The following is a 19,496-nucleotide window of genomic DNA, read 5'->3' as shown; positions in this document are numbered from 1 at the left end:
CGTGTTCAGGTGGCTGCGCCGATCCGCGCGGTGGCGTCGATCAGCAGTTTGCCGAGCACCTGCTCGTCGAACAGCGCGAAGTGCTCGGCGCGGAACACGAGCGACAGGCTGCTGTTGATTTCGCCGCTGCTGGCCGTGCGGATCGGTGCGGCGATACCGACGAAACCCGCGTCGAGTTCGCCGCGCGAAATCCAGTAGCCGGACTCGACGATCTGCTGGCAGTGGCGCCAGAACGCGGTCCAGTCGGTCGCGAATTCGCCGAGCTCCGCGTTGTGTCGTTCGTGCAGGCGCTTCAGGCGCGCGCGCGACATCGCGGCGACGATCACCTTCGACGAGGCGCCGACGAACAGCGGCATGATGCGGCCGCGCCCGAAGCCCAGCTGCAGGTTTTCGGCGCCGGACTCGTGCATCACGTTGATGATCTGCTCGTCGAACAGCGTCGACACGAGCGCGTCGCCGCCGGTGACCTGGACCAGATGCTGAATCACCGGTTTCGCCGCATTCAGCGTCGGGTCCGACTGCCGCATGTTGTAGTCGAGATGGATGATGCGCGGCCCGAGCGTATAGCGGCCATTGCTGCCGACGAGCAGGCCGACGGACGCCAGTTCCTTCACGTAGCGGTAGCACGTGGTGCGAGAGAAGCCCATGTGTTCGGCGATCTCCTCGGCCGTCATCGACGTCGCGGACGACGAGAAGACGTCAAGGATGGACAGCATTTTGGTCAGGCTCGACATGACGTGATCCGGGTTCAGACGGGTTGCGGCAACCGAACGAGCGGCGCGACGGCGTTGCAGCGCAAGCGGGCCGGCGCACGCTGCCGCTGCGCCGGCGACAGGGCCGTAGTCTAACTGAAGTCGGTCGCGCGGCGCCCGACCGCAGGGCGCGCAGCACCGACCAGCAACGACGGATTTCGATAGGCATCCATACATGAAGAGGAGAGTGAAGATGAAGACGTGGATCCGCGTGCTGGCAATCTACGGATGCGGCAGCGCCGTGCCGGCGTTCGCGCAATCGAGCGTGACGCTCTATGGTTCGCTGGACACCGGCGTCACCTATACGAGCAATGTGGCGTCGGCGCCGCGCGGCGGCCGCCAGCTCGCGTTGCAGGCCGGCGTGGCGCGCAACGACGTGTGGGGGCTGACGGGCCGGGAGGATCTCGGCGGCGCGAGCTTTGCGGTCTTCCGGCTCGAAAGCCAGTTCCAGACCTCCGACGGCACGCTCACCGTGCCGGGCGCCGCGTTCAGTTCGCAAGCGTACGTCGGGCTCGGCGGGGACTGGGGAACCGTGACGCTCGGCCGCCAGTTCGATTTCGTCGGCGATCTGATGCCGGCCTTCGCGATCGGCGCGAATACGCCGGCCGGCCTGCTTGCATGGGGCTTGCCGGCGAATGCGTCGGCCGGCGGCGCGCTCGACAACCGCGTCTGGGGCGTGCAGGTGAACAACGCGGTGAAGTACGTGAGTCCGACCTTCGGCGGCGTGTCGTTCGGCGGCATGTGGGGGTTCGGCAACGTACCGGGCACGGTCGCGCGCAGCAGCGTGCAGAGCGCGATGGTGTCGTACACGCATGGTGCGTTCAGCGCCGCGCTGGTGTATTTCGGCCAGCACGACGTGACCTCCGGCGGCAATCTCCGCAACTTCTCGGGCGGCGCCGGCTACGACGTCGGCCGGCTGCGTGTGTTCGGCATGGTGTCGGACGTGCGGATCAGCGCGGCCGCACCGCTGCGGGCCACGACCTACGATGCCGGGCTGACCTATGCAGTGACGCCGTCGCTGCAACTTGGCGGCGGCTTCCAGTTCCAGCAACGCGGCGGCGATACGGGCTCGGCCAACCAGCTCACGCTGACGGCCGACTATTCGCTGTCGAAACGGACCGGCCTGTATGCGGTATTCGCGCGCGGGCACGACAGCGCGTACGGCGCACAGGTCGAGGCCGCGCTCGGCGGCGCGGCGTCGGGGTCGACCCAGAGCGCGGTCCGCGTGGGCCTGCGCCACCAGTTCTGACGGTGCGGCGCGCGACGGCCGGCACGCGCAACGCGCGGCCGCCGTCGCGCCGCGCGCATGTCAGAAGCGATGCATCATCCCGATGCGCAACGCGAGCTGGTTGCGGCCCGACGACTGTCCGGCGGTGCCGAGCACGTGCGCATGGTCGAAGTCGGTGCCGGTGTTGCCGGTCGCATGCTGGTACGCACCCTGGATGTACGTGGAGGTCCGCTTGCTGAGGTCGTAGTCGAGCATCATCGACAGCTGGTGCCAGCTCGGCGAGGCGTCGCCCGCCGCCGTCGCGACGCGCGCGTGCGTATAGGTGTAGGCGGCGCCGAACCACACGTCGGGCAGCAGGAAATACTGGCCGTTGACCTCGAAATTGTCGAACTTCCACGCGTTCTGCGAGCCCGTCGCAGGCTGGTTCGTGAAGTAGACGTTCGCCTCGGGGCTGTAGACGTCGACGTGCGAATAGGCGGCGGACAGCGTCAGCTTGTCATTGAACTTGTACGACGTGCCGACGTCGATGTTCTGCTGCGAACGGCCGCTGAAAACCGTATCGTCGCTCGACAACGCGCCGGCCGCCGTCGCGCCGCCGTTGTTGGCCTTCAGATACGCGACGGCGGCGGAGAACGCACCGGCCTGGTACTGCATCGCGGCGCTGTAGACGCGGTTGCGGGCGAAGCCGCCCGCCTGATTCGAGAGCCCGTAGAGCACTTCGCCCTTGAAGCCGCCGTACGCCGGCGACACGTACTTGACGCTGTTCTGGATGCGGTAGTCCCAGTCGGCGTTGTCGTTGTCGTACGGGTGGGCGCCGAAGTCGCCGAGCCAGTTGCCGGCGGCCGCGAACGGGCTCCACATGTCGAGCGTGGGGTCGTACTGACGGCCCAGCGTGAGTGTGCCGAAGCGATCGGAATCGAGCCCGACGTAGGCCTGCCGGCCGAACATCCGTGACGCGACGCCGAGCGCGCCGGTGCTCGCGTTGAAACCGTTCTCGAGCTGGAAGATCGCTCGCAGGCCGCCGCCGAGATCTTCCGTCCCCTTCAGCCCCCAGTTGCTGCCGACGGTGTCGCCGCTGACCATCTGGTAGGCGCGGCTTCCGGCCGCGTTGCTCGTGAAATTGATGCCTTGGTCAATCGATCCGTAAAGCGTCACGCTGCTCTGCGCGTGAGCGCCCAGGTTGAACCCCATCGCGCAGGCCGCCGTGACGGCCGCTACGGCCGCAATCCTCTTTTTCATTGTCGATCTCCGGGTGACGCAGGAATGGCAGCCCGCGTCGCGACGGGCACGCACGCGCCTCCCGCCGGATCAAGACCCGCCATCGGTTAGTAAGACGAAAGACGTGACGTGGAACGAGCCGGGCCGCGACGAGCGGCCCGGTGGTGAAGCGTCGGGTGGTGCGCGCAGGCGCGCGGCGACGGCGTTACAGCATGCGTCGCAACACGTCGTTCTCGCGGTTCGGATCGAAGAAGCGGTGCTTCAGCGCGGCGAGCACGTGCAGCACGACGAGCGCGAGCAGCGTGTAGGCGAGCGTCCTGTGCAGCCACTGGAACGCGACGAACCAGTGGTCGTTCTTCGCCAGCAGCTCGGGCACGCGCAGACCGAAGAACGGCACGCCGTCGCTCTGCGTATAGGTGCTCGACATCGAATAGCCCATCAACGGCACGACGACGGCCAGCGCGTACAGCAGGTAATGGGCGAGCTTGGCGAGCTTGCGGTCGAGTTTCGGCAGGCTCGCCGGCAGCGGCGGCAACGTCTGCGTCGAGCGGATCGCCAGTTGGGTCAGGACCACCAGCAGCGTGAGCACGCCGAATTCCTTGTGGGTCGGGTAGTACCAGTCGAATTTGGCGGGCAGGTTGTCGTCGAGCCGGACCATCGTCCAGCCGGTCCACAGCTGCGCACCGATCAGGATCGCCCTGAGCCAGTGAAGAAGCCGAAGCGTGAGCGGATACTTGTGCGCCGGGATTGCAATAGCCTGGTCGTTCATCTGGATGGTCTCTCGTGTAGGCACAACTGCGAAGGGCGGGATGTCGAACGCCTGCTTCGACATCCCGCGCCGTATGGGACAACCCGCGCCGGGCCGATGCCCCGACCGCCGCGCGGCGCACGCGCCGTCGAGACGACGCGCGTGCGGCCGATGCGCCGCGTCGTCAGGCGATCGCTCGCGCGTCCGCGCAGCATTCCTGCAGCGCGTCGCGCAGCGCATGCGCGATGAGGTCGGTCTCCTTCGGCTGCAGCGTCAACGGCGGCGACATCACGATCTTGTTGGCGATCGCCCGGACCAGCACGCCGCGCTTGCGTGCGGCATCCGCCACGCGCGCCGCGAACCCCTTGCCGGGATCGAGCGGCGTGCGGCTCGCCTTGTCGGTCACGAGGTCGAGCGCGAGCATCAGCCCCTTGCCGCGCACCTCGCCGACCGTTTCGAAGTCGCGCGTCAACGGCAGCAACTGCTCGAGCAGGCGTTGGCCCATGCGCGCCGCGTTGCCCGGAAGATCCTCGGCTTCGACGATGTCGAGTACGGCGAGCGACGCGGCGCAGGCGAGCGGATGGCCGCTGTACGTATAGCCGTGCATGACGACGTGCGAGAAGCCCGCGCCGTGCTCGATCGCTTGCGCGATCCGGCCGTTGTACAGCGTCGCGCCGAGCGGCACGTAGCCGGACGAGATGCCCTTCGCGAGACACATGATGTCCGGGCGCACGCCCCAGCCGCGGCTGCCGAACAGGCTGCCGCTGCGGCCGAAGCCGGTCACCACTTCGTCGGCGATCAGCAGGATGCCGTGCCGGTCGCATACGTTCCGCACGCGCGCCCAGTAGCTGGCCGGCGGGACGATCAGGCCGCCGGCGCCCTGCACCGGCTCCGCGACGAACGCCGCGATGGTCTGCTGGCCATGAAAGGCGATCGTGTCCTCCAGTTGCCGGATGCAGTGTTCGACCAGCTGGTCCGGATCATCGCAGTTCCACGGATTGCGATACAGCCACGGGGTATCCAGCAGCACGCAGCCGGGCAGCAACGGACCGTGATTGTAGTGGTAGACGCCGTTGCCGCCGATCGACGTGCCGCCCATGTGCACGCCGTGATAGCCGTTGCGCAGCGACAGGAACTTCGTGCGCGACGGCTCGCCCGCGGCGACCCAGTACTGGCGTGCGATCTTCAGCGCGGTCTCGATCGCGTCGGAGCCGCCGCTGCCGAACATGACGCGCTGCATGTCCTCCTGCTCGAACATCGCGCACAGGCGGTCGGCCAGATCGTAGACGCGCGGGTGGGCCACGCCGTCGAAGGTCTGATAGTAGGACAGCTCGTCGAGCTGGCGCACGATCGCGTCCTTCACTTCCTTGCGGTTGTGGCCGACGTTGACGTTCCACAGGCCCGCGACGCCGTCGAGCATGCGGTGGCCTTCGACGTCGTACACGTAGTTGCCGTCGCCGCGGGCGATGATGACCGTCGGGGTCGTATGCCCGGCCGCGGCCGAGCTCATCGGGTGCCAGAATCGCTTTTGTCGCTTTTGGTAGTCCATGAGGTATCTCTCTTCAAGTGCGTGAACACGGTGCGGCGCGGCGTGCGCCGCGACATCACAGCGCGGCCGTGACGATCTTTTCCTCGAGGTACGAATCGAGCGCGGCCTTCGACAGGTCACGCCCGATTCCGCTTTGCCGGGTGCCGCCCCACGGCAGGCGCGCATCGATCGGGCTCCATGCGTTGATGGCGACCGCACCGACGTCGAGCCGTTCGGCGACGCGGTGCGCGGTGCCGACATCCTGCGTCCAGACCGAGGCGGACAGGCCGAACGGCGTGTCGTTGGCGATCCGGATCGCATCGTCCTCGGTCTCGAACGGCATCACCATGCCGACCGGGCCGAACACTTCTTCGCGCGCGATGCGCATGCCCGGATGCACGCCGCCGAGTATCGTCGGGCGCATGAAGCAGCCGCGCGGCGGCACCTGTTCGTCGCCGGCGAGCATGACCGCGCCTTCGGCCAGCGCGGCCGCGACGTGCGCCCGCACGCGTGCGAGATGCCGCGGGTTGATGAGCGCGCCCATCTGCACGCCGGCCTCGGTCGGCGGCCCGACGCGGATGGTGCGTGCCGCGTCGGCGAGCCGCGCTTCGAGTGCGTCCGCGATCGACCGGTGCGCGAGCACGCGCGAGCCGGCCGCACACGTCTGCCCCTGGTTCGCGAACATGCCGGCCACCAGCGACGGGATCGCGCGGTCGAGATCGGCATCCGCGAAGACGATCTGCGCGGCCTTGCCGCCGAGCTCGAGCGTGACGCGCTTGAAGGTGCGCGCCGCATCGCAGGCGATCGTGCGGCCGACTTCGGTACTGCCGGTGAAACTGATCTTGCTGACGAGCGGATGCGCGACGAGCGCAGCGCCGACCTCGGCGCCCATGCCGTGCACGATGTTGACGACGCCGGCCGGCAGGCCGGCTTCGCACGCGAGCTTGCCGAGCCGCGCCACGGCGAGCGGCGCATCCTCGGACGGCTTGATCACCACCGGGCAGCCGGCCGCGAGTGCGGGCACGAGCTTCCACACGGCGATCATCAGCGGCGCGTTCCACGGCACGATCTGGCCGGCGACGCCGACCGGCGCGCGCCGCGTGTAACTGAGCGTCGGGCGGCCCATGAAGCCGTCGGTCGGGATCGTCCGGCCCTCGAGCTTGTCGGCCCATCCGGCGAAATAGCGCAGCGTGTCGATGGTCATCGGCAGGTCCATCATGCGCATCTCGGCCGGTGGCCGCCCTTGTTCGACGGCGAGCAGGCTCTCCAGCGCTTCGCTTTCGCGCTCGACGAGGTCCGCCAGCCGATACAGCCAGCGGGCGCGGGCCGCGCCGCCGGCGCGGGCCCATGCGTCGTCGTGCAATGCGTCGTGGGCGGCGCGCACGGCGCGATCGACGTCGTCGGCGCTCGAGGCGGGAACGGTGCAGATGCGGTCTCCGGTCGCGGGCGCCAGCTTGTCGAAGGTGCGGCCGGTGGAGGCATCGCAATGCCGGCCGCCGATCAGGTTCTGGATTTTCATCATGGTGTCCGTGTGTCACAGGTACGAAGCGTCGGGCCGATCGGGCGGGGCGATGACGGCTGCCACGGCCGCGGTCCAACGTCGGATTCACTGTATGTCGATGAAACGGCGCGCGTTGTCCGCTATCGGCAATCGCTGCCGCGCGTATCGGTCAGGGAATACCCGTGCCGACGGCGGCGCGACGCGTCTATGCATAGACGCGCCCGCGGCGGGATTGCGATGGGAATGCGGTGGGATTGCGGCGCGGCGGCAGCGCTGCGCGCGCCGGGCCGCGCTTACTGGGCGGCGCGCCCGAGTTCGCGGTACAGGTCGGGATCGCTGCGCTTCAATCGCAATGCGGCGCGAATGCCGAGCGCGCCGATGGCGAGCAGGAAATACGGAAACATCGCGACGAACGCGGAGTCCGATCCGCTCAGCACCGACAGGTTGCGCACCACCAGCACGAGACATGCGCCGAGCGCGACCACGCTGACGAGCGGCGCGATCAGGCGGTGCACGATCGAGGCGTCCCGATGGTCGCGCGCGAAGAAGGCGATCACCGACGTCGCCACGAGGATCTGCACGGCGATGATGCCGATCGTCGCGAGCGCGCTCATCCACGAGAACACGATGGCGAACGGGTCGAGCCGGAACGCGGCCGAGCCGACGATCGCCGCGAGCGCGATCACCGTCTGCACCTTGCCCGCGACGTCGGGGCAGCGATGCACGGGGCACGTATGGCCGAGCTTGCGCCACAGCACGCGTTCCCGCCCCATCGCGTAGAAATAGCGCGTGATCGTGTTGTGGAACGACAGGATGGCCGCGAACAGGCTCGTGACGAGCAGCACGTTCATCGCATCGGTGGCGATGTTGCCGAGCAGCCGGCTGCTGACGGCGAACCACAGATTGGCCGGATCGCGGGCCGCTTGCGCGGCGATGTGGCCTTCGCCCCACGCCTCGACGATCGCCCATGACGACAGCGCGTAGAACACCATGATGAGGATCACGGCCAGGTACGTCGCGCGCGGGATCGTGCGCTTCGGGTCGCGCGCTTCCTCGGAGAAGATGGCCGTGGCCTCGAAGCCCATGTACGAGCCGAGGACGAACACGAGCGCGGTGCCGAGGCCCGGCACGAACACCGCCGCGGGCATGAACGGCCTCGCGCTGAAGCCGCCGGCAGTCGCGCCGTGCGCGACGATCGCGACGTCGAGCAGCATCACGATCGCGATCTCGCCGAGCATCAGCAGGCCGAGCAGCCGTCCGCTGAACTCGATGTGTCGCGCGCCGCAGAGATGCACGGCGGCGACGCAGGCCAGCGCGAACGCCCACCACGGCACGTCGACGCCGTAATGCTGCTGGACGGCGTTGTTGAGAAAGAAGCCGAACATGCTGTAGATCGCGATCTGCACCGCGTTGTACGCGACGATCGCGACGAATGCGCCGCCCACGCCGACGGGCCGCCCGAGCCCGTTCGCGATGTACGCATAGAAGGCGCCCGCGTTGGAGATATGCCGGCTCATCGCCGCGTATCCGATGCTGAAGATCAGGTACATCACGCCGGCCAGCACGAAGACGCCGGGCACGCCGGGGCCGTTGCCGAGCGAGAACGCCGCCGGTGTCGCGCCGACCATCGCGGTGAGCGGCGCGGCCGCGGCGACGACGAAGAAGACGATGTGTGAGAGTCCGACCGCGTTCCTGCTGAGCCCCGCGTCGGACCGGGATGACGATTCGTTCATGAGTAGTCCCGCTGGCCGGATCGTCCGTCAGGAAGCGACCACGGCATGCCTGATCAATGTCCGTGCGCCGCGGGACCATCCTGACGATCCGGCAACGGGAGCTGCCGTGCGGCGACGACACAGGTGTGTGCTTCGACGGCCGCCCGGTCACGCATCTGGTGCATGCGTGCGAACGGGCCGACGCCAGAATTTAGGGTGCCGAAATCCGGGACGTTGTCCGCTATCGGCAATCCGCGCGCGCCGTGCGGCAGGGAATTACCCGGATACGGCGCGCGGCGGCGCGACGGTTCAGCTCAGGCGCGGCGTGTGCGACGGCAGCTCGTGGAAATGTTGCTGGTAGTACGCGGAGAATCGCCCGAAATGACAAAAGCCGAATTGCGCCGCCGCGTCGCCGATCCGCATCGTCTCGGGTGTCGTCATCAGGAAGCGGCGCACCGCGTTGAGCCGGATCGAGCGCAGGTAGGCGGTCGGCGTGGTGCCGACGACGTTCTGAAAGCTGTATTGCAGCGTGCGGCGGCTGATTCGGAGGTGATGGCAGAGATCGATCACCGTCGGCACGTCGTCGCATTCCAGTGCGATTTCCTGGCTGCGCCGCACGATGTAGCTTTGCGTCGACGCCGACGGCAGCGCGCCCGCATCCGCTTCGTCCGACTGTACGAGGTCGAGCAGGATGCCGACCACGTTATGGGCGAGCACGCGTTCGTCGAACGCGTCGCGGGCCGTGAGCGAACCGTGGTCGAGCGCCTGGCAGAGCACGCGCTCGAGGCCGTCCAGCGCCGTGCGGTAGCGCACCGGCGAGATCGGCAGCACCGGTTGCCGGAGGACGCGCGCGGGCAGGTTCGCCAGTTCGTCGAGCGCGTGATCGGCCGTGAGCGTGCGATCGATCGTGAAGGCGAGCACTTCGGTGTCGCACGGAAGATGCGCGACGAACTCTTCGCCGCCGCGCAGCGTGAGCAGGCTCGGACGCGCGACGGTGCGCCCCTGCACGATCGGTGCGGCCGTGTTCGCGATCGGCAGCGCGAAGCAGAGGCGGCCGCGCGGCGCGAGGCCGTGCTGCATGACACGCTGGTTGATCCGTTCGCGGAACACGTGAAAGCGCTGGCCGGCGACCTGGCGCAGCGTCGTCGTGGCGATGCCCGGACTGATCTGGTCGTAGTGCTGCGACCAGTTCACGATGGCCTGCGAATGGAGGAAGACGTCCGAGAAGCAGCGGGATTCGGCATGCAGGTTCATGGTGTCGCTGAGGCGCCCCATCTCAAATTCAATGCCGGCCGAAGCCGGCTCATGCTGCCCGTCGCGGGTCACGGGAATCGCGCAATGCGCGGCCCGCCGCGGCGTTGCGCTGAAGGCGGCCGGTCACAGGACCGGTCGTGCAGACGATCATATCCAGAAAAAAACCGCGGGGTGACGCGGTCTGCGGGGACCGTAATGAAGTGAAGCGACCGCTGGAAACGGGACCGACCGCGGGTGCTGGCTGCCGTAATCGTCCACGTCGTGTCGGTGAATCCCATTATAGGGGATTCAATTTAATGTCGAGAGCGGGTTTACGCATGTTGTCGCCGGGTAGTGCTGGCGCCGCCGCGACGGGCGAGAGCGCGGATCGAAGACAGGGCGGAAGGCGTCGCCTTCGAGTGGGGGTAGACGCGCGCGGACGGCAAATCGCGCCGTTCTCCGCGCCGACCGCCTCGGGGCCCCACCCGTTACCGGGCGCCGGGCAGAGCGCCGCCGGCCCGAATCTCGCGTCGCCCGTGCTCCGCCGCCGCGCGCGGGCCGTAGGCGGCGTGAAGCAAGCTGCTCGTCTCGCCGGCTTGGTTGATGACTGAAGCCAGATTCCCGATTCCGGGACATGGATGAATGAGGTGCGGATTGAATCTCATGTAAACCACCTATTAGTACCAAATTACGGGATTCATATAATCCGTTCATGCGGCCTGGCATCGGTGCCCGTTCGCTCGACGCGTTTCGGCATGCCGGGGCGCGGCTTCATCGGGGCAGCCGTCCGGACGCCAGGACGACGGCCTCGCCCCCTGCCATGCGGCGGCGAGCGGCTGCCGCGAGCCACGTTCATCTTCCTGGAGCCGCCGATGTCCGAGTCATCCTCTGCGTTCCTGTATCGCCGGGTCGCGCTGCGCGTGCTTCCGTTTCTGTTCGTCTGCTACGTGGTCAACTTCATCGACCGCGTGAACATCGGCTTCGCCAAGCTGCAGTTCCTGCAGGACCTCGGCCTGAGCGAGGCCGCGTTCGGTGCCGCGACGGCCATCTTTTTCATCAGCTACGCGGCGTTCGAGGTACCGAGCAATCTGGTGCTGGCGCGGATCGGCGCGAGCCGGACGCTGATGCGCATCATGGTGCTGTGGGGGCTGTGCACGATCGCGCAGATGTTCGCGACGGGCAGCGTGTCGCTGTACGTCGTGCGCTTTCTGCTCGGCGCGGCCGAGGCCGGCTTCTTTCCGGGCCTCATCCTGTATCTGTCGTACTGGTTTCCGGATGCCGTGCGCGCGCGCGTGAACAGCGTGCTGCTGCTCGCCGTGCCAGTGGCCGGAATGATCGGCGGGCCGTTGTCCGGCTGGATCATGGCGCACCTGCAGGACGCGCTCGGGTTGCGCGGCTGGCAGTGGCTGTTTCTGATCGAAGGTCTGCCGGCCATCGCGCTGGGCCTGATCGCGCCGCTGATGCTGAGCGACCGGCCGGAACAGGCGGCGTGGCTGTCGGCCGCGGACCGGCACGCGCTGTCGCGCGACCTGCAGGCCGAGCGGGCCGCTGCCGTCGTCGGGCACGACGGGGCCGGCGTGCTCGACGTTCTCCGCAACGGGCGCGTGCTCGGGCTCGCGGCGATCTATTTCTGCGTATACGTCGGGATGGGCGCGGTGACGTTCTGGTCGCCGTCGGTGTTGAAGGCGTCCGGGGTGGCGACCGTGTCCGGCGTCGGCTGGCTGTCCGGGCTGATTTCGGTCTTCACGATGATCGGCAACGTCGCGATCGCGTGGAGTTCGGACCGGCACGGCGAGCGGCGCTGGCATACGGTCGCGTGCATGCTCGTCACCGCGTGCAGCCTGCTGCTCCTGCGGTTCGCGGCCGGGCACGTCTGGATGACCGTGACGCTGCTGGCCGTCGCGCAGCTGTGCGCGTTCACCGTGCCGATCGTGTTCTGGACGATTCCGGCGGCGCAGCTCACCGGCCGCGCCGCGGCGGCGGGCATCGCGGCGATCAGCATGCTCGGCTCGCTCGGCGGCGCGTTCAGTTCGTGGCTCGTCGGCGTGCTGTTCACGCGCACCGGCGCGCCGTATGCGGGGCTGGCGGTGGTTGCGATGCTGCTGATGCTCGGCGCGCTGCTGGTGACGAACCTGGTGCCGCGCACACTGCGGTCGCCGCGCGTGAGCGGCGAGCGCGCAGCGTAGCCGCGGCATGACGCTGCGCGGCAGGCAGCCTCACTTGCCGAGCAGGCCGCGCGCCGCGAGGTTCGCATACAGCGCGCGCACGCCGAAGCTCCATGGCGCGATCTCCGTGCACAGCCGCACGGTGTTCACGAGCGCGCCGAGCGCGGGCGTCGCGATCGTCACGCGGTCGCCGAGGTGGTGCGTAAAGCCGGCGCCCGGCGCGTCGCGATCCTGGATCGGCGAGAACATCGTGCCGAGGAACAGCATGAAGCCGTCCGGGTACTGGTGATGCGCGCCGCAGGTCTGGGCGACGAGATCGGTCGGGTCGCGGCTGATCTCGCGCATGTGGCTGATGCCGTCGAGCACGAAACCGTCATCGGCGCCTTCGACGCGCAGCGACACGCTGGCCTGCCGCACGCCGTCGAGCGTGAAGCCGTCGGCGAACAGCCGCACGAACGGGCCGATCGCGCACGAGCCGTTGTTGTCCTTGCATTTGCCGAGCAGCAGCGCCGAGCGGCCTTCGATGTCGCGCAGGTTGACGTCGTTGCCGAGCGTCGCGCCGACCGGCCGGCCGTCGCTGGCGACGGCCAGCACGATCTCCGGTTCCGGGTTGTTCCATACCGATGCCGGCAGCAAGCCGACGTCCGCGCCGAAACCCACCGCCGACATCGGCTGCGCCTTGGAGAACACCTCGGCGTCGGGGCCGATGCCGACCTCCATGTATTGCGACCACGCGCCGCGCCGCTCGAGTTCCGCCTTCAGGCGCAGCGCGGCGTCCGAGCCGGGCACGATTTTCGACAGATCGGTGCCGAGCGTCGCGGTGATCGCTTCGCGCACCTCGCGCGCTCGCGCGGGATCGCCGCCGGCCTGTTCCTCGATCACGCGCTCGATCAGGCTGACGGCGAACGTGACGCCGCAGGCCTTGATGGCCTGCACGTCGCACGGCGCGAGCAGCTGCGCCGCACCGGACGCGCCGGGCGTGCCGTCGAGCGCGGCCTGCAGCAGCGGCTCGACGCGGCCGAGCGATTCGCCCGGCGCGCTGCGCGCGAGGTCGACGGCGTCGGCGCGGTCGAACAGGTCCGCGGTGGTCGGCACGGTGCGCGTGATGTCGATCAGTTCGCCGCCGCGCACGGCGACGACGCTCGGGCCCGCGTGGGCGCCGTCGTGCCGCCATACGCGGCCGATCAGCAGCGCCTGCGCGAGATCGTGCGGCAGGCAGTCGGAGACGGAAAGAGTACGCATGATGAGCTCGGCTGGAGTCGTGGGACGTTGGATCAATGCGAATGGCGCGGATTGCCGTGCCGTTCGATCACCTTCAGATACAGCGTGGCCGGCTCGAGGCAGCCGCCGGTGGACAGCTGGCCCACGAAGCGGCGATACAGCTCCTGCCACGGCGTTTGCGCCGGCGGCGCGGCGAACGTCGCGGTTTCGCGGCGCCGCGCGAGTTCCGCTTCGTCGACGAGCACGTCGACGGTCCGGCGGTTCAGGTCGACGCGGATGCGGTCGTCGGTGCGCAGCAGCGCGAGGCCGCCGCCCACCGCCGCTTCCGGCGACATGTTCAGGATCGACGGGCTGGCCGACGTGCCGCTCTGGCGTCCGTCGCCCATGCACGGCAGCGACGTCACGCCGCGCTTCACCAGCGCTGCGGGCGGCGCCATGTTGACGACCTCCGCGCTGCCCGGGTAGCCGACCGTGCCGCAGCCGCGGATCACCAGGATGCAGCGCTCGTCGATGTTCAGTTGCGGATCGTCGATGCGCGCGCGGTAGTCCTCGGGGCCATCGAACACGATCGCGCGTGCGTCGAAGGTGTTCTCGGCACCCGGCTCGGCGAGGTAGGTCTGACGGAACGCGTCGCCCACCACCGACATCTTCATGATCGCGCTGTCGAAGAAGTTGCCCGACAGCACGATGAAGCCCGCGCCGTGCTTGAGCGGCGCATCGGGCGTGCGGATCACGTCGCGATCGGCGGGCGGCGCGGCATCGGCGATCGCGCCGATCGGCCGGCCGGACACCGTCATGCAATCGCGCCGCAGCAGGCCGGCCGCATCGAGCTGGCGCAGCACCGCGGGCACGCCGCCGGCGCGATGGAAGCTCTCGCCGAGATATTCGCCGGCCGGCATGCAGTTGACGAGCAGCGGCACGGCTTCGCCGAAGCGCTGCCAGTCGTCGAGGCTCAGCTCGACGCCCATGTGGCGCGCGATCGCGATCAGGTGCGGCGGGCAGTTGGTCGACGCACCGAGCGCGGACGCGACGACGATCGCGTTCTCGAACGCGGCGCGCGTCATGATCTGCGACGGACGCACGTCGTCGCGCACCAGCTCGACCGCGCGCTTGCCGGTCGCGTAGGCCATCTGGCCGCGCTCGCGGTAGGCGGCCGGAATGCTCGCGCAGCCCGGCAGCGACATGCCGAGCGCCTCGGCGAGGCTGTTCATCGACAGCGCGGTGCCCATCGTGTTGCAGTGCCCGATCGACGGCGACGCCGCGGTGGTCAGCGCCATGAATCCTTCGTAGTCGATCTCGCCTGCCGCGAGCAGGTTGCGCGCGTGCCAGATCACCGTGCCCGAGCCGACGCGCTTGCCGTCGTGCCAGCCGTCGAGCATCGGCCCGCCCGACAGTACGATGGCCGGCATGTCGACGGTGGCCGCGGCCATCAGGCAGGCGGGGGTGGTCTTGTCGCAGCCGGTGGTCAGCACCACGCCGTCCAGCGGAAAGCCGTGCAGCACTTCCACCAGCCCCAGGTAAGCGAGGTTGCGGTCGAGCGCGGCGGTGGGGCGGCGGCTCTGCTCGGCGAGCGGGTGCACCGGGAACTCCATCGGAATGCCGCCCGCGTCGCGAATGCCGGCGCGCACGCGCTCGGCCAGTTCGAGATGGTGGCGGTTGCACGGTGCGAGGTCGCTGCCGGTCTGCGCGATGCCGATGATCGGGCGACCCGACTGCAGCTCGTCGCGCGTCAACCCGTAGTTCATGAAGCGCTCGACATAGAGCGCCGTCATGTCCGCATGCGCGGGATCGTCGAACCACTCCTGGCTGCGCAGGCGGCGTGGGGTGTTTGCCATGGCGAGGCTGTCTCCGAATAGGACTGTCGTGCGGGACAGTCGTGCGTTGTGCGTGCCGGATAGTTACCGGTAACATCGAGCGGATGTTAGCACGGTGGTTTTGCGTTGCGGAAGGGAATTTGCGCGGAAGGCGGCGGGGCGATCGTGGCAGGGCGTCGCGCGTTCGCGCGTGGCGGAGCGGGCCGGCGGCGCGCTCGTGTCGACCGACGGCGGCCGGGCGGCGGGCTGCCGGCGCGCCGCGGCGGTCAGCGCGTCACGCGCTTTCGCGCGCGACGATCGTGTAGTCGATCCGGATGCTGCGCGATTCGAGCGGCTCGCCGCCGTCGCGCGCGTGCAGCGCGGCCAGCAGCGCCTCGCCCGTGTGCAGGCCGATGCCGTACGCATCGACCGACACCGTCGTGATGGTCGGATGGCAGCAGGTCGCCACTTCGAAGTTGCCGAAACCGGCCACGGCGATGTCGGCCGGCACGGCCAGCCCGCGCCGGTGACACTCCATGATCGCGCCGAACGCCGACATGTCGCTCACGCACATCACCGCATCGGTGTCCGGCCATTTGTCCAGCAGCGCGGCCATCGCGGGGCCGCCGTGGCTCATCGTGATCGGCGAATCGCCGAGCCGCACGACGCGCGGTTCGCCCAGTGCGAGCGCCTTGATTTCGGCCTGATAGCCCTTGAGCCGGTCCAGGCCGCGGCGGTCCAGTTCGCTCGCGCCGCCGAGAAAGCCGATGCGCCGATAGCCACGCTCGGCCAGATGCCGCACCATCGCGCGCGCCGCGCGCACGTTCGAGAACCCGACCGCGGTGTCGATCGGGCGCGTGGGCAGATCCCACATCTCGACCACCGGAATGGCCGAGCGCGCCAGCAGCTTGCGCGTCGCGTCGGTGTGCTGCGCGCCGGTCAGCGCGACGCAGCGCGGCTGGTGGCGCAGCATCGAGCGCACCAGCCGTTCTTCGCGTTCGAGGTCGTAGTCGGTATCGCCGAGCAGCAGTTGCAGCCCGTGCGGTTCGAGCGCATCGGTGAGGCCGCGCACGGTGTCCGAGAAGTTGGAGCTCGACAGCGACGGCACCAGCACCGCGACGAATTCCGAACGGCCCGACGATAGCGCGCCGGCCGCGGCATCGGCGACGTAGCCGAGCTGGTCGATGGCGCGGCACACCCGTTCACGCGTATCGGCGGCCACGCTGTGGCCGGCGAGCACGCGCGACACGGTCATCTTCGATACGCCGGCCAGGCGCGCTACGTCGGACATGCGGGGCGGCCCGGCGGGCCGGACGGCGGTGGGACTGGGCATCGGAATTGCGAGCGGAAGAAGCATGTGAAGGCTACATCATACCGGTGCCGGATCGCGTGCCGAGCGGCGCCCGCGCGCCCGTTGCCGCCGCGCGCGTACTAGGGAAACCACTCGGCGGCCGGCGCTTGAACTGGCCGGTCCCGGCGTGCTACGTTGCTGGGCGTTACCGGTATCAGAGCGCCGGTGGCATCCGTCGCCCCGTCGGCGGATTTTTTTGCCGCAGGATGTTATCGGTAACATCGCCGGCCCGGCGAGCGTGCCGATGCGAAGAAGACCTACACAATCAGGAGACGAACGGATGCCAACCATCACACAGACCGCGGCTGCGCCGGCCGCGGCCGACTTGTCCGAAGACGCCGTCTATCGCAGGGTGATGCGGCGCATCCTGCCCTTGCTGCTGCTGTGCTACGTCGTCGCGTATCTGGACCGCGTCAACGTGGGCTTCGCGAAGCTGCAGATGCTCGACGACCTGAGCCTGAGCGACGGCGTCTATGCGCTCGGCGCCAGCATCTTCTTCTGGGGCTATTTCCTGTTCGAGATGCCCAGCAACCTGCTGCTGCATCGCTACGGTGCGCGCTTCTGGATCGCGCGGATCATGATCACGTGGGGCATCGTGTCGTCGTCGATGGCGTTCATCGTGCCGCTCGCGCAGTTCTTCCACGTGCAGACGTCGACGATGTTCTACGCGCTGCGCTTCCTGCTCGGCCTGTGCGAAGCCGGCTTTTTCCCGGGCGTCATCCTGTACATGAACTACTGGTTCCCGGCGCGTCGCCAGAGCGTCGCGATGTCGGGCTTCCTGGTCGCGATTCCGCTGAGCCTGACGCTCGGCAGCGTGGTGTCCGGCTGGCTGATGGAGCAGACGCACGGGCTGTCGGGTATGAGCGGCTGGCAGTGGATGCTGCTGCTCGAGGGCCTGCCGTCGATCGTGGTCGCGTTCGTCGTGCTGGCATTCCTCGGCGACGGTCCGCAGTCGGCGAAATGGCTGTCCGCCGACGAGAAGGCGCTGCTCGCGCGCAACCTCGAACGCGAGGCCGCGCACAAGTCGCACCGTGTCGGCGTCGCGCTGCGCAGCCCGCGCGTGTGGCTGCTGACCTTCATCCTGCTCACGTTCAACACCGGCTTCTACGGGCTGGCGTTCTGGCTGCCGTCGATCATCCGCGCGTCCGGCGTGCGCAGCCCGCTGCATATCGGGCTGCTCACCGCGATTCCGTATCTGACGGCCATTTTCGCGATGCTGTGGAACGCATCGCACTCGCGCAAGACCGGCGAGCGCCGGCTGCATGCGGCGATTCCCGCGTTGATCGGCGGCGTCGGCCTGATCGCGAGCGCCGCGTGCGCGCAGAACGTGGCGCTGTCGATCGTGTTCCTGACCATCGCGACCTGCGCGATCCTCGCGCTGATGCCGATCTACTGGACGTTCCCCGGCCAGATCCTGTCGGGCACGGCGGCGGCCGCCGGCATCGCGCTGATCAATTCGGTGGGCAACCTGTCCGGCTTCACGGGCTCGATGATCACCGGCATCGCAAAGGAAATGACCGGCAACATCAACAACGGCACCTATGCGCTCGGTGCGTGCCTGCTGATCAGCTGCGTGCTGATCCTGTCGATTCCGCGCAGCATCCTGGTGCCGCCGGCCGAGCGGTAGCACGGCGTGGTCGCATGCGGCGCGGCGGGCGACCTGCCGTATTCCCGGCGCGCCGCCGCCCGACCACCCTCACGCAGGCGAAGCGGCGCGTTCGGCGGCGCCTCCGCTGCGATACAGCGCAAGCGTCGCGCACAGCCCGCAGCACGCGGCGAAACTGAGCCAGTAGCCGGGCGCCGCCTTGTCGCCGGTCAGCTCGATCAGATAGGTCGACACCGCGGGCGTGAAGCCGCCGAACACCGCGGTGGCGAGGCTGAACGCCAGCGAGAAGCCGGCCACCCGAACGTTGGCGGGCATGATTTCGGTGAGTGCGGCGACCATCGCGCCGTTGTACATGCCGAAGAAGAACGACAGCCATAACAGCACGGCCAGCATGCGGCCGAAGCTCGGTGCGCCGGCGAGCCACGCGAGCGCCGGGTACGACGTCGCGATCGCCAGGACCGTCACGGCGACGAGAATCGGCTTGCGGCCGATGCGGTCCGACAGCGCGCCGCCGACCGGCAGCCACACGAAATTCGACAGGCCGACGCACAACGTGACGATCAGGCTGTCGGCGGTGGAGAGCTTGAGAACCGCCTTGCCGAACGTCGGCGTGTAGACCGTGATCAGGTAGAACGTGGTCGTGGTCATTGCGACGAGCAGCATGCCGGCGAACACGGTCCGCCAGTTCTTCAGCATCGTCGCGAAGACTTCGCGCGCCCGCGGCCGGTGGGTGCGCGCGGTGAACTCTGCGGTTTCCTGCAGCGAGCGGCGCAGCAGGAAGATCGCCGGCACGATCGCGCAACCGATGAAGAACGGAATGCGCCAGCCCCATGCGCCGATCTCCTGGCTCGTCAGCAGATGATTGAGCAGATAGCCGATGGCCGCCGCGACGACGATCGCGACCTGCTGGCTCGCGGACTGCCAGCTCGTGTAGAAGCCCTTGTGGCCCGGCGTCGCCATTTCCGCCAGATAGACGGACACGCCGCCCAGTTCCGCGCCCGCGGAGAAGCCCTGCAGCAGCCGCCCGAGCAGCACCAGCACGGGCGCGGCGACGCCGATCGTCGCATAGCCCGGCACGCATGCGATGAGCACCGTCCCGCTCGCCATGATCGACAGCGTGACGATCAGGCCTTTGCGCCGTCCCACTTCGTCGATGTAGGCGCCGAGCACGATCGCGCCGAGCGGACGCATCAGGAAGCCGGCGCCGAATACGGCGAACGTCAGCAGCAGCGACGCGAATTCGCTCGCCGTCGGAAAGAAGACCCGCGAGATCGTGGTCGCGTAGAAGCCGAACAGGAAGAAGTCGAATTGCTCGAGAAAATTGCCGCTGGTCACGCGCAGGACCGCGCCGAGCTTCGACGGGCGGGCGGCGGCGCGAACCGGCGCGTCTGACGGTAAGCGATGCATGAGTTGTCTCCTATGGTGTGGTGGGCGGATCTG

Annotated in this window: 14 protein-coding genes; 3 read left to right on the top strand and 11 right to left on the bottom strand. The window is 68.6% G+C overall.

The window, feature by feature from the left end; translation table 11 throughout:
- Positions 1 to 5 precede the first annotated feature (5 nt).
- Positions 6 to 734, bottom strand: coding sequence for an IclR family transcriptional regulator (locus WJ35_RS18400; RefSeq protein WP_041494338.1), 729 nt, complete (start codon positions 732 to 734; stop codon positions 6 to 8).
- A 211-nt stretch (positions 735 to 945) separates the two neighbouring features.
- Here WJ35_RS18400 and WJ35_RS18395 point away from each other — a divergent pair, with 211 nt between their 5' ends.
- On the top strand, positions 946 to 2,001 hold the full coding sequence (locus WJ35_RS18395) for a porin (protein ID WP_011879741.1): 1,056 nt from the start codon (positions 946 to 948) through the stop codon (positions 1,999 to 2,001).
- Positions 2,002 to 2,061: 60 nt separating this feature from the next.
- Here the strand turns inward: WJ35_RS18395 and WJ35_RS18390 are convergent, their stop codons facing one another.
- From WJ35_RS18390 to WJ35_RS18365, 6 genes are all read right to left on the bottom strand, one after another.
- A complete protein-coding gene (locus tag WJ35_RS18390) occupies positions 2,062 to 3,219 on the bottom strand; it encodes a porin (RefSeq protein WP_059548350.1) in 1,158 nt (385 codons plus the stop codon).
- A 184-nt stretch (positions 3,220 to 3,403) separates the two neighbouring features.
- Complete coding sequence (locus WJ35_RS18385) at positions 3,404 to 3,967, bottom strand: cytochrome b (RefSeq protein ID WP_011879743.1); 564 nt, start codon at positions 3,965 to 3,967, stop codon at positions 3,404 to 3,406.
- A gap of 163 nt (positions 3,968 to 4,130) precedes the next feature.
- A complete protein-coding gene (locus WJ35_RS18380; RefSeq protein WP_069239639.1) occupies positions 4,131 to 5,495 on the bottom strand; it encodes an aspartate aminotransferase family protein in 1,365 nt (454 codons plus the stop codon).
- A 55-nt stretch (positions 5,496 to 5,550) separates the two neighbouring features.
- On the bottom strand, positions 5,551 to 6,996 hold the full coding sequence (locus tag WJ35_RS18375; protein WP_069239638.1) for an aldehyde dehydrogenase family protein: 1,446 nt from the start codon (positions 6,994 to 6,996) through the stop codon (positions 5,551 to 5,553).
- A 272-nt stretch (positions 6,997 to 7,268) separates the two neighbouring features.
- The gene (locus WJ35_RS18370) at positions 7,269 to 8,708 is read right to left on the bottom strand and encodes an APC family permease (protein ID WP_011879746.1); all 1,440 of its coding nucleotides are present in this window, start codon (positions 8,706 to 8,708) and stop codon (positions 7,269 to 7,271) included.
- Between the two features lie 288 nt (positions 8,709 to 8,996).
- Complete coding sequence (locus tag WJ35_RS18365) at positions 8,997 to 9,962, bottom strand: helix-turn-helix domain-containing protein (protein ID WP_014725556.1); 966 nt, start codon at positions 9,960 to 9,962, stop codon at positions 8,997 to 8,999.
- Positions 9,963 to 10,792: 830 nt separating this feature from the next.
- On the opposite strand from WJ35_RS18365, the gene WJ35_RS18360 reads away from it, so the two are divergent.
- Positions 10,793 to 12,106, top strand: coding sequence for an MFS transporter (locus tag WJ35_RS18360; protein ID WP_043292570.1), 1,314 nt, complete (start codon positions 10,793 to 10,795; stop codon positions 12,104 to 12,106).
- A 30-nt stretch (positions 12,107 to 12,136) separates the two neighbouring features.
- Here the strand turns inward: WJ35_RS18360 and WJ35_RS18355 are convergent, their stop codons facing one another.
- From WJ35_RS18355 to WJ35_RS18345, 3 genes are all read right to left on the bottom strand, one after another.
- Positions 12,137 to 13,327, bottom strand: a complete 1,191-nt coding sequence (locus tag WJ35_RS18355) for a fumarylacetoacetate hydrolase family protein (protein WP_034194351.1) — start codon at positions 13,325 to 13,327, stop codon at positions 12,137 to 12,139.
- Positions 13,328 to 13,359: 32 nt separating this feature from the next.
- Entirely contained in the window at positions 13,360 to 15,141 is a 1,782-nt protein-coding gene (locus WJ35_RS18350) for an IlvD/Edd family dehydratase (protein ID WP_011879750.1), read from the bottom strand.
- A gap of 253 nt (positions 15,142 to 15,394) precedes the next feature.
- Positions 15,395 to 16,432 (bottom strand): LacI family DNA-binding transcriptional regulator, encoded by a 1,038-nt coding sequence (locus WJ35_RS18345; protein ID WP_043292734.1) that lies wholly within the window; start codon positions 16,430 to 16,432, stop codon positions 15,395 to 15,397.
- Positions 16,433 to 16,730: 298 nt separating this feature from the next.
- On the opposite strand from WJ35_RS18345, the gene WJ35_RS18340 reads away from it, so the two are divergent.
- The gene (locus WJ35_RS18340; protein WP_011879752.1) at positions 16,731 to 18,077 is read left to right on the top strand and encodes an MFS transporter; all 1,347 of its coding nucleotides are present in this window, start codon (positions 16,731 to 16,733) and stop codon (positions 18,075 to 18,077) included.
- 69 nt (positions 18,078 to 18,146) lie between these two features.
- Here the strand turns inward: WJ35_RS18340 and WJ35_RS18335 are convergent, their stop codons facing one another.
- Complete coding sequence (locus WJ35_RS18335) at positions 18,147 to 19,463, bottom strand: MFS transporter (RefSeq protein ID WP_011879753.1); 1,317 nt, start codon at positions 19,461 to 19,463, stop codon at positions 18,147 to 18,149.
- Positions 19,464 to 19,496: the final 33 nt, after the last annotated feature.

The organism is Burkholderia ubonensis, assembly GCF_001718695.1.
GTDB lineage: Bacteria > Pseudomonadota > Gammaproteobacteria > Burkholderiales > Burkholderiaceae > Burkholderia > Burkholderia ubonensis_B.
This window is presented reverse-complemented; position numbering and strand designations above follow the sequence as displayed.